Source organism: Alteromonas lipotrueae (assembly GCF_019249255.1).
Lineage (GTDB): Bacteria > Pseudomonadota > Gammaproteobacteria > Enterobacterales > Alteromonadaceae > Alteromonas > Alteromonas lipotrueae.
This window is the reverse complement of sequence record NZ_JAESDJ010000014.1, coordinates 97,727-109,179: the sequence shown is the minus strand read 5'-3', so window position 1 is coordinate 109,179 and position 11,453 is coordinate 97,727. Positions and strand designations below refer to the sequence as shown.

The 11,453-nt window shown below is 42.6% G+C and carries 8 protein-coding genes; 3 read left to right on the top strand and 5 right to left on the bottom strand.

All coding sequences use genetic code 11. From position 1 onward, the window contains the following. The first annotated feature begins 565 nt into the window (after positions 1–565). Both KYS23_RS16855 and KYS23_RS16850 read left to right on the top strand, forming a co-directional pair. Positions 566–1,291, top strand: coding sequence for a hypothetical protein (locus tag KYS23_RS16855; protein WP_373996607.1), 726 nt, complete (start codon positions 566–568; stop codon positions 1,289–1,291). A gap of 118 nt (positions 1,292–1,409) precedes the next feature. Next, complete coding sequence (locus KYS23_RS16850) at positions 1,410–2,285, top strand: hypothetical protein (protein WP_218397875.1); 876 nt, start codon at positions 1,410–1,412, stop codon at positions 2,283–2,285. 79 nt (positions 2,286–2,364) lie between these two features. Here the strand turns inward: KYS23_RS16850 and KYS23_RS16845 are convergent, their stop codons facing one another. From KYS23_RS16845 to KYS23_RS16835, 3 genes are read right to left on the bottom strand one after another with little or no spacing between them, the layout of a single operon-like run. Further along, complete coding sequence (locus tag KYS23_RS16845) at positions 2,365–3,771, bottom strand: TolC family protein (protein ID WP_218419493.1); 1,407 nt, start codon at positions 3,769–3,771, stop codon at positions 2,365–2,367. Between the two features lie 8 nt (positions 3,772–3,779). After that, positions 3,780–4,823, bottom strand: coding sequence for an efflux RND transporter periplasmic adaptor subunit (locus KYS23_RS16840; protein ID WP_159534713.1), 1,044 nt, complete (start codon positions 4,821–4,823; stop codon positions 3,780–3,782). Next, the gene (locus KYS23_RS16835) at positions 4,816–6,522 is read right to left on the bottom strand and encodes an ABC transporter transmembrane domain-containing protein (RefSeq protein WP_218397872.1); all 1,707 of its coding nucleotides are present in this window, start codon (positions 6,520–6,522) and stop codon (positions 4,816–4,818) included. The genes KYS23_RS16840 and KYS23_RS16835 overlap by 8 nt, the downstream gene beginning before the upstream one ends. A 109-nt stretch (positions 6,523–6,631) precedes the next feature. Here KYS23_RS16835 and KYS23_RS16830 point away from each other — a divergent pair, with 109 nt between their 5' ends. Next, the gene (locus tag KYS23_RS16830; protein WP_218419491.1) at positions 6,632–7,546 is read left to right on the top strand and encodes a LysR family transcriptional regulator; all 915 of its coding nucleotides are present in this window, start codon (positions 6,632–6,634) and stop codon (positions 7,544–7,546) included. Between the two features lie 83 nt (positions 7,547–7,629). Here the strand turns inward: KYS23_RS16830 and KYS23_RS16825 are convergent, their stop codons facing one another. Both KYS23_RS16825 and KYS23_RS16820 read right to left on the bottom strand, forming a co-directional pair. Next, the gene (locus KYS23_RS16825) at positions 7,630–10,011 is read right to left on the bottom strand and encodes an Ig-like domain-containing protein (protein ID WP_218419489.1); all 2,382 of its coding nucleotides are present in this window, start codon (positions 10,009–10,011) and stop codon (positions 7,630–7,632) included. A 221-nt stretch (positions 10,012–10,232) separates the two neighbouring features. Next, entirely contained in the window at positions 10,233–11,420 is a 1,188-nt protein-coding gene (locus KYS23_RS16820) for a nucleotide sugar dehydrogenase (RefSeq protein ID WP_274608569.1), read from the bottom strand. Between the last annotated feature and the right edge of the window lie 33 nt (positions 11,421–11,453).

Sequence of the window (11,453 nt, the reverse complement as noted above, 5' to 3'; positions counted from 1 at the left end):
GAATATGAATCGTCGTTGTGTGACACTCTTAATGAGTGCCCACACAGATTGTCTTGTTATAAATTGTTAAAGAACGTTGCGACTTTGTCGCAATTCACTAGAAGCCATTGCTTCTTCGTGACTCACCCTGCTCGAGTGAGGTGCGCATTATACGCTTGAAGCTTTCAGTGTCAACACTTTTTGAAAATTTATTTTCTAAAGCATTTTCTTTAAAACCCCGTCACACTTGACCTTAAAGGTAAGTAGTGACTTGCTTTGCCAGTGTAAGTTGTTTCACTTTCCTGTCGAAGCGGATGCGCATTCTAGAGATTTCTGAGCCTGCGTCAACCCTTGTTTTAAGAAAAGTGTAATAAACTGAACCATTCGGTTAATTTTCACTCAGATGAGATAATAAGTAGACAATATGGACTAATTACTAATAGGATGGGTTTATAATTCCTATAAAGTGGTAGTCCGTTAGTGGTAATAGACTACGCAATAAATATAAGGTGGATATATGTTTCGTATTACTTCATTGCTTTCATCGGCAGTGCTGGTACTCGCAGTAAGTACACCAGCGATAGGTATGAACGTAAAGGATGGAACTGTTTCACCGGAAGAAGCTACCTCTAATCAATCAAATCATTTTCAAACCTCGTTCTTAAAACGTCAGGTTGATCAAAACATGTCTGTTGGACGTGCTATTAGTTCTATAGCAGGTCATTACCCTCAAGATGTAGTTTCAATTGTTGATATCGCATTAGACACATATCCTGATCAGTACCGAGAGATTATCTTTGCAGCTATTTCCTCTCAGCCTTCATCTACAGAAGAAATAGTACAGTTGGCTATAGAGAAAGAAGTAAGCTCATGCCCTAACATCGTTCAGTTGGCGATAATGGCAGAACCTACTTATGTAGACTTCGTTGTTCAAGCTGCTGCTGTTGCAACGCCTGAAGAACTAAGCGAGATTGTTCGCGTTGCCGTGCTAACGCAACCTGATGCAGCAGACAGTATTGTTCAGACTTTGTCTCAAGAACACCCAAACAAGATTGTCGATATCATGACGAGCGCACTTAATGCAGTGCCTTTTGTTGGTGAATACGTAGTAGATGCACTGTTAGCTGTATTTCCTAACGATGCAAAAACAGTAGTAGAAACGGCCGTAAGAGAATCGTCTCAGCAACGTGAGCAAGTTATTCGTATATTAGCTACTGCGCAACATGCCGGTGTTCAAGACGACAAGTTAAAAGAATATGCTATGGCCGCTGGTTTATCTGAAGATGAATTTGAGTCAGCTATTAATAACTAATTCAGAAATACTACACAAAGCTTCAAGTTTACGTAAATAATACGTAAAGATAAGATCATTCGTCGCTTTTGTAAGTCAGAGTAGGTAATTCCATATTTACTCTGACTAACGACAAGCTATGACGCAGAACAATAACGACTTCTCCCCTTTTAAACAACCCATCGTTTGTTTAACCAGCCTATCTCATTCTGGGTCAACGGTATTCTCAATGGCATTAGCATGCCATGAAAACCTCATATCGCTTGGAGAAATATATCAGGTTTTACGGATGGGGCCGACCTACTGGCTGAACAAACAAGTGCATCTTTGTAGTTGCGGAGCCCCCGCTGACAAGTGCGAATTTTGGCAACCTGTATTATCGAAAATGCGAAGCTTAGATATCGTAAACCCTGCAAAGCCAAATTATTATCCAGATGCTTACGCTAGTGTACTCGCTCAATTTTCTAAATTATATGGTAATGACTACCAACCCATAGATACCTCTAAGGGAGTAAAACACCTAACGTTGCTTGCGGGCTCTGAAACTATTGATATTAGAGCGCTATTTTTGATCAGAGATGTTCGCTCTTACGCGAGTTCACAAGCTAGGTTAGCCCGGTCGCAGCCTCGCAAAGGATTAAAAAAGGTAAAGGGCCACTATTGGTATCAGATGATGCGATGGCTAAGCGATAATAAGAAAAGGGAATCTCTTTTAAACCAACTCGCTTTACCCTTCGAAGTAGTAGGTTACGAACCGTTTTGTTTCAACCCCAGTGAAACGCTAGACAACGTTTACGACTTTTTAGCGTTGCCAAAAACTCCACGTAACGAAAACCTAGGAAAATCGACACATCATGTATTGTTCGGCAACCCAATGCGAAATTGTGAAACACGTAAAGCTGAGATTCGATATGACGACCGGTGGTTTAGTGAAACCAACTACATGTTAGCAGCCGCACTTATACCTACCTTAATGCAATATAATCAAGCGCGAGTATATGCATCAGGTCAATAAGCGCCCTCGTCTAGTTGCAAGCCAGCTTTAAAGGTAAAATAGAACATTAAGATTAAACACGTTTTGGCCATCTACTGAACTAGTGATTAACCGTGTGCAATACAGCAACGACACGATAAAGCATAAGCTCAGCATTCAATAAATCGACATTGGTTTCAATCGCTTTCATTTGCGCCTTGATTTCATTGGATGCCCTAGCGTTTAGCGTAAACATATCACTGTCGCCCGCGTCGAAACGTTGAAGCTCCATACTTGATAGTAGCTTGGCGAGTTCTGCATTTTGTTGCTGTAAACTAGCGATCTCTTTTGCTTGCACCCAATACTCATAAGCTTTTTCGAATGCTTGCTCGATGGATTGCTTGCTAGATACATACTTGTGTTCGAGCTCTCGTCCCTTCGACACAAGCTTAACTTGTTCAGCTTTTGCCTTTCTATTACCTAGCGGATAGGAAAACGCCAAAGCCACTTTGCTCTCTGTACCGTCAAGTGAATTAGGTCCACTCCCGATATCTCGTGCCAAAGACGCCTTCAGGTCAAGTTTCGGCAACAGCGCATTTTTAGCCAAGACTTGCTTGTTCTGAACCACCGTTTTACTCATGCGCAATAACGCTAACTGAGGGTGCTGAGTAATTTGTTTACGTAGCTGACTTATTTGCGCAGTACTTACGCTAAAAGGCCAATGAATATCTGCCGATAATTTAGTTTCTGTTATCGGTATCATTTCACCTTGAGTATCGCGCCAATAGTAAGACAAGGTTCGGGCATGTGCATTGCGTTTTTGCTTCAACTTAGCCACTAATAAACGCTGTTCTAAAATATTCGCTTTAAACTCGGTAAGCGTGGCCCGTGCTAGATCGCCTTTTTCAACCCGAGTAGATAGTGCACGTTCACGTTCAGCAGCGCGGCTCAATAATGATTCCACCGATATCACCTGCAACGCGCTCTCATACCATAACAAATACTCGGTTAACCCTTTGTGTAAAAAGCTATTCAGCAAGTCTTGCGCTTCAGCTTCCCATTGCTGTGCAGCTAACCTTGCATTTCTTACCCCTACTCTTCGTTTATCTACTTCTCGGTTCTTTAATAACGAAAGTGAAATTCCTAAGCTGGCCTCCCCGCCAGAGAGGGTTTCATATTCTTGTTCGTAAACAGGGAAGTCACCATCAGACACACGGTACTCTGTATAAACTGAAGCGTTCAACGACTGAAGCGGCTTTATCGCGCGTTGCTGTAGTGCCAAACCATCGTAATAACCACTTACTCTGCTAGATGTTTGTTGCTCGATAAAAGGGTCGAACTCGCTAAGCGCAATATCGATATCTGCACCGCTTTGAATTTCACCTTCAGCAATGGCTTGAGTATAAGGATGGTGATACTGCATTGACTCGATAAGCTCAGTTACCGTTGGCAGAGCTGCGGCTACTGCACAGCTCATCACAGAAACGTTCAATGCAAAGGCAAACGTAACAACATGTAGTTTTCTCATGCTATCCCTTACCAACTCGACGTTTTAGTTTGAGATGATTCGGGCTCAGCGGTTTGCTGGGGAGGAAAGTTATTCAATTGTCGCCACAGTTCATAGCCCAACTTCACTTCCTCTAACAATACCCACGCTTTAACGCGGCTTCCTAACCGCGTAGCACTTTCTTTAGGCCATGGTACGTCATCTGCATCAGGCATTATCCACACCTGAAACGTACCAGCGGTACTTGCCACCGGCTCAACGTAAACCACCTCGCCACCGAATGTGCCTATAGAACTACCCGGCCACCCGCTAAATTGAAACACTGGCCAGCCTTCAAACTGTAAACGCGCCTTGGCGCCCTTTTTAACTAGCGGCGCATCTAGCCCTGTTACCGTTATTCGTATACTACGCTTGGCGTTCAAAGGGATAAACTGCCCTAACACCGCACCTGCTTTTACAAATGTTGAGACTCCACCAGAGTAAAGCCTAATAATAGTGCCATCTACTGGCGCCACTTTTGTTTGAATAGACTGACGCGATAAACTCATGCTTACATCGTTGATGGCAGAGAGAGAGCTTGCCGCCTTAGCTTTTAATTCCTGCACCTTTATTTGCGCTGCTTCTACATCTTTGCGGGACACTAGCCCCTGCTCTTGTAACCCCATTTGACGTGCTAAATTATTTTCAGCGTTAGCTACTGCAGTTTCATTAGCTTGATGCCCAGCTTTTGCCGCCGCTAGTTGAGATTGCAATTTTTCTAATCGGCCAGCGTCGGTATCAATTAACGTGACGATAGGGTCGCCCGCCTTTACTTGCATACCTTCTCGCACATGCCATTGCTTTATTTGCCCATCAACTAAGGCACTAATCGCCTGCGTTCTGTCGACTGGGTCTAAAGAGTCGACCATTCCTGTGCCATAAGCCGTTTGCATCCAAGGTGTAAACCACAGAATAAGCGAAGCACACACCACCATCGCTAACACCAATCCACACACCACTTTATGAAGCTTCGGAACATGTAGTGAAGATAAAGAACTGACATTATCTAAAAATCGCTTTTCTGCACTATTCATCATTTGCTCCTTCCTGCGACACGCTTTGGCTAACAACGCTTTCTTTTGCAGGTTCAGCTGCCACTACCTCGGCACTGTCTTTTAGATAAATAACACCGTCCAAACAATGAGCTTCAGGTGTGTTGGTAAAATAAAGTACCGTACAACTAAGTTCAGACAAACGGTTTAACAACCGTAGCCGCAGTGCTAGCGGAATAGCGTCGAAATGTTGATTAATGATAAGCACTTTGGGCTCTTCAATAATGACTGCGGCCAGCTTTAACAATAGGAATTCTAGCGGCTGCAATGGCGCCCCTAATACCGACACCTTAGAATCAACCCCGTTAGGCAGTGCATCGATAACGGTATCTAATTCAACAGCCGCCAGAGCAGCTCTAATTTCAGCAAAGCTCGCTCTTGGGTTTGCCAGTCGTAAATACTCTTCGATGGAACATTCAACGATAAGAGAACGGTCTAGCGTATTAATTGCTTGGCGTAATTCATAGGTATCGAAATCATACAAGCTCAAGTCACCAAGCAGTAGCTCACCTTTTTGCGGCTTTTCGTAGCGCTTCATTAGCCCAATAAGTTGCTTTTGAACCCAACTCTTATTCGTAGTAATGAAGTACTTACCACCCGCTTCAATTTGCAAATCTATTAAACAGGTATCGCTACCATGGGTGAGGTGTAACTTATTAAAAATTAACTGCGAAGAGTTTGGCACCCGATCCGCTTTTTCATTAACGACTTCTTGCGGAATAACCAGGGCAGAACCTATCTTTTCAGCGGCGCCATACAATTCATAGTAAAGCTTTAAATATTGCGTAAAACGCGACAGCCCAAAGAATACCGCAGACATTATTAATTCTGCAGCCACCAACTGACCGATAGATAGCTGGCCTTGTACCACCAGCACACCGCCAATACCTAACAACGCCGCACTGGCAAATGCATAGAGCAACAAAAACATAACCACTTGCGCAAAAGTGTAATGAAAGTGATTTTTGTGCTTAGTGAGGTAGTTATTGATAAAGGTGTCGGTACTTCTACCCGCATATTCAACATGGTCAGCCGATTTGAAAAATTCATGAGCGGCAGCAATGTCGTTTAGCCATTTGGCCGAATCGTACTTTGCATGTGAAAGCTCGATAGCAGAGCGTTTGGCCCCCGTACCCCATATTTTCCATATGGCATACATCACTAATATAAGCACTAAGTTAAACGCAAATAACATGGGGTGGTAAAATGATACTAGCGTAAAGCCCACCAACATTTGCAATACCAACGCGAACCCATCCACCATGAGCGAAGGCACATTTTTCTGCAGAGTCATTATATCGAAGTAGCGCTGAGTAATATTAGTATTCTGCCTTCCTTCGAAGAAACGGTGTTCCGCCATAATAGTTTTTAAACTTATAATGGCAGTAAGACGCGCATAAACTTTGCGTTCGTAATATTCCATAATACGCATTCGAAGCGCACTAAAAATACCCGATACGAAGAGCGTTAGAAACAGCACAATAGCAAGTATGACAACCGAGCGAACAGAGCCAATATTAGCAATACTATTAATCAATGTTTGTACCGCAATAGGCACCGCTAATGTCATTAAACTAATAGCAACACCATAAGCTATGGCAACCCAGAAAAAACCTGACTCTGGCTTCAAAATAGCAAACAAGGTTTTCCTCGTTGCGTGTAAATTAATGACTTTTCCCATAATTCCTTCAATAGCGCCGAGTGATACTTCGCCTTTTATCCAGTGTAATTCATATAAAAGAATACTAAACCTGTTATATTCTTATTAGTTCATCGTAAAAACCTTACTTATGCATCACCTCAACTATCATCATCTTTACTACTTCTATTTAGTGGCTCGCGAAGGCAGCATTGCGCAAGCCGCTAAATTACTTCACGTTACTCCTCAAACCGTTAGTGGGCAACTAAGTACTTTTGAAAATCAAATTGGTTACCCGCTTTTTGATAGGGTTAATAAACGCCTATATTTGAATGACAAAGGAAAAGTAAGCTTCCAATATGCTAGTGAGATCTTTCATAAAGGCCATCAGCTAGCAGAAATACTAAACGCCGGTGATGAAGTAAATACTAAAGAATTTGTGATTGGTATTACTAATGGTATACCTAAAGTGCTTTTTTATGACTTCGTCCATGACACTATGCGCAATTTCGCTAACGTTAAATATGTTATTAAAGAAGATAGCTTCGATGGATTACTTAAAGAGCTCGCAATTAATGCAATTGATTTCATTGTGGCCGATAGGGGGATTGCACCGGGCTCACAAGTGAGTGCAAACAGCCACTTTCTCGGAGAAAGCGCGCTCAGCTTTTTTTCCAAAGCGCCTCTTCCAAGCAATCAGACTTTTCCCGATTGTTTAAATCATATGCCATTGCTGATTCAGGGTAATACATCCGGTATTCACCATGCGTTAATGAGCTGGCTAGAAACAGAGCAACTCTACCCGAAGATAGTAGCAGAGTTTGATGATACCGCACTGCTAAAGCTATTTGGTAGCGAGGACTTCGGCGTGTTTTGCGCGCCGTCGGCCATATCAAATCATGTGGAAGCGCAATACGGTGTGTATTGTATAGGGCAAGTTCACTCGCTGAATGAAAGGTACTATGCGATTACGGGGAAAAGTCGAGTAGATTTTACTATTACTGAATCTATTATTAAGGCGGCTCGCATTATCTTAGGTTACTCACAAAAGCTAATGGATGCTTAGTTGGAGTGAACTTAAGATTTTCAATACAAAAGAAAGCCGAGCATGGGCTCGGCTTAAATTATAGTTCAAATACCAACAATACGTTATTGATCACGCTTTAGTGATGAAACTGAACTGTTGTTTTGTGAGTCTGGGGTATTAAGACCATTAATTTCCGTATTTGCCCAAATCTCTGGATAAGCATCCTCTAGGTTTAGTGGCATAAAGAAGTTAAGCCTTGGAACTGTACCAACTGGCTCAACGCTGTAGCCGTCGCTGTAGTCAATAGTACCTACTTGATATTCAATGGTAGCCATTAACCCCGAGTCTGTCACACCAAGTAGCTCCCACTTAAAACGACGCTGAAAGACAAACGCACTGTTCTCTCTAAGACCATTTAGCGTTAAAAGGTCACCCTCTTTTTGCCACTGAAAGTTATAAAGCGCGCTGTCATCCACAAAACGAGAATCAGGTAAGTCTGGATCAGAATAATCTATCTCGGCAAAAACCCTACCGGCAGTACCATCACTATCAAAGTAGTAACTCCACAAATCTTCCGCTAGTGGTAAATCATTAACAAAAAGCGAAGTATTCATGGTAGAAGCCCACACCATTGGTGGCGTAGAGGTTACGTCAAAACTTTCAGGCATGCTGAAGTCGATAGCATGCATATCAGCCGCATACTTTATTACGTTTCCGGCCTCTTCATATTCGTACACAGCAATTAAGTAGTCATTCTGCTTTTTGAACGGTGTTACTGTAAATGATTTACCATTTACAGATAAACTAATTGTACCGCTGTCGAAAGCCCAACTGCCCTGAGTACCAAACAAACGAGAAGTGACCGTGTTGTCATCGTTAAAAGTAAGGTAATCGCTCACCATGCCTTCTAGGGAAATCGGGTTACCTTCTCGGTCGTTTAAGCTGTACTCAAACTCACTGTTGTAAGCGACTACCCAAGGCGATGCCAACACATCTTCACGAGAAAGCGAAATGACTTCAGAAGTATCACTGTAAATAGAGGTGTAAGTTTGAGGATACTCTGTGACAAACTTAGGCGCTCCATAGCTCTCATCAACTGCTGGCGTTATCGTTAGCTCTATAACTTGTGAAACGTGAGCAATCGCATTACCACCATTTTCGTACACTAATTCGAAACTCTCAGAAACTGGACGTTTTTCTATTCTCCATTGTGCAGAGTAACCTTCTTCATCTGCTGCAAGAATTTGCAATACTGTTTCTTCATCGAAGTATTCAAGGTAGTTCGATGGGCTTGGCGGAAATTCAAGGCTTGGGGTTGCATCGGTGTTCACCACTACAAGCACCCCATCATCTACCGACCAACTAACACTATCTGAAAAAATGTTGTAATAGTTTTCGGCTGACGATTTGCTTCCTGTTCCATCGGCATTGAATGTATAAACAGGCGAACCTTTAGCCGCTTGGTACATTCCTGCGCTATAGGTTGCAAAGGTTTTGCCCGCTATCGATGATTCACTGTAGCTTTGTTGAAGCGTGTCATCTTCTAATGTTTCAACACGGGCAGCATTAATTGCATCCGCGTACGCATCGGCATAGGTACCGTCTTCATTTATCAGCCCTAAATCATTTAAGTAGGCTCGAATGGTAGTGAGAATATTTTCTTCACTGTCGGCAAAGAATGAAACCGTATCCGTACCTTCAGGTAACGAAAAGTCTTCATTGTCAGCAAGTACCTTTATAAAGCTTGCAAGGTCTAACACTTTCTCAAAATCGGCTTCACCGACGTAAACGTCAAAGCTTGCTTCCCCACCGTCGTTTACGTACTGAGTGTACATGATAGAAAGCGCGGTGCTTACATGGGTGATTTTACTTTCTAAGAACAGTGCATCCGAAAGCTCACTAGTATTGTTTTCACTTGCAAGCGCTCTTAAATCTAAGAAATTACCCACCCGCGACATTAGGCTTACGTGGATTTGATCACCCACCCCGTTAGCGTTAAGCACTAAATAACCAGGGTTTTCACTTACAAGAATTGGAAGTGAATATCTGCCACTGCTATCAGTAGTTGCAGTCGCCAGAACGTCACCATTATTGTTAGTAGCAGTAACCTCTCCATTGTTTAAAGGCGCATCAGTTGCAATACCAGTGATTGTGACAGACTGTTGGTTAGTGATCGTAACCGTTGAACTTGATGACAATTCACCATCGGTAACTTCATACGAAAAGCTCACATCGCCCATTGCTTGCGCTGAAGGCGTATAAACCAATGTATTGTTTGTAATGGTGACTTCGCCGACATCAGGCGTGCCGACTGAAGAAATAGTAAGCGCATCACCATTTGGATCGCTGTCATTCGCTAACACGTCAACAGTAACAGCTGAATCGTTCAGCGTGGCTGCAGCATCAGCAGTTAGAATGGGAGCTTGGTTTTTTTCGTCTGAACCGCCGCCGCAGGCAGAAAGAAAAGTTGCACTTACAACAAGCGCAATAATGCTATGTTTCATTACTAAACGTCCTTATCAATTTTTATAGTTTTTTTAACAATACCATTTAATTTCCAAAGCATAATAGCTTACGGAAGTTCGAAATGCATTACTTAGAAAGTCGAATGTAAATAAATGGCACAGATAGAGATATAAATGGAAAGCGTAAGATACTGTGAATATTGAAAACAAAAAACCAGCTTAACAGCTGGTTTTATTACGTGTTCATAAGCTAATGAGTGTTAGTCAGCGCCGAATAAATCACGGCTGTACACTTTCTCTAATACGTCTTCAATGTCTTCTGTTACGCGGTTCGCAACGATGACATCAGAAATGGATTTAAACTCTTCTAAGTCTTTAATTACGCGGGAGTGGAAGAAATCGTCTTCGGTAATTACTGGCTCGTAAACCACTACCTCAATACCCTTCGCTTTGATACGCTTCATGATGCCTTGAATGGCACTCGCTCTGAAGTTATCAGACCCAGACTTCATGATTAAGCGGAAGATACCCACCACTTTAGGCTGACGACTCACAATAGAATCGGCGATAAAGTCTTTACGGGTGCGGTTAGCATCAACAATAGCCTGAATCATGTTGTTAGGCACGTCACTGTAGTTTGCCAACAGCTGCTTAGTGTCTTTAGGTAAGCAGTAACCGCCGTAACCAAAGCTTGGGTTGTTGTAGTGATCGCCAATGCGCGGATCTAACCCCACACCTTCAATGATTTGTTTCGTGTTAAGACCGCTGCGCTCTGCATAGCTATCTAGTTCGTTAAAGTAAGCAACACGCATGGCCAAGTACGTATTCGCGAAAAGCTTGATAGCTTCAGCTTCAGTGCTGTGAGTGAAAAGTACATTAATGTCTTCTTTAATAGCACCTTGCTCTAGCAATGCTGCGAATGTCTTTGCACGCTCGCTTTGCTCACCCACAATAATCCGGCTTGGGTACAAGTTGTCGTAAAGGGCTTTACCTTCACGTAAGAACTCTGGTGAGAAAATAATATTTTCAGTGCCATGGCGCTCTTTTGCTTCAACAGTAAAACCTACTGGAACGGTAGACTTAACCACCATTACCGCATTAGGGTTTACTCGCATAACCTCTTTAATCACCGCATCGACTGAGTTGGTATTGAAGTAATTGGTTTGCGCATCGTAATCTGTAGGCGTTGCGATAATGACAAACTCGGCATCTTTATAAGCAAGTTCAGTATCTAACGTTGCTCTAAGGTTAAGCTGCTTGTTATTTAGGTAGTCTGTAATTTCTTTATCTTCAATAGGAGACTTTTTGTCGTTTAGAAGATCCACTTTTGCAGGAACTACGTCTACCGCAATCACTTCATTGTGCTGTGCTAGTAATACTGCATTAGATAAACCTACATAGCCTGTGCCTGCAACGGCTATTTTCATGCTTTGTGGTGTGCTTTCCATAATTTCGTTTTCTCCGTAACTAGAAGCAATGAC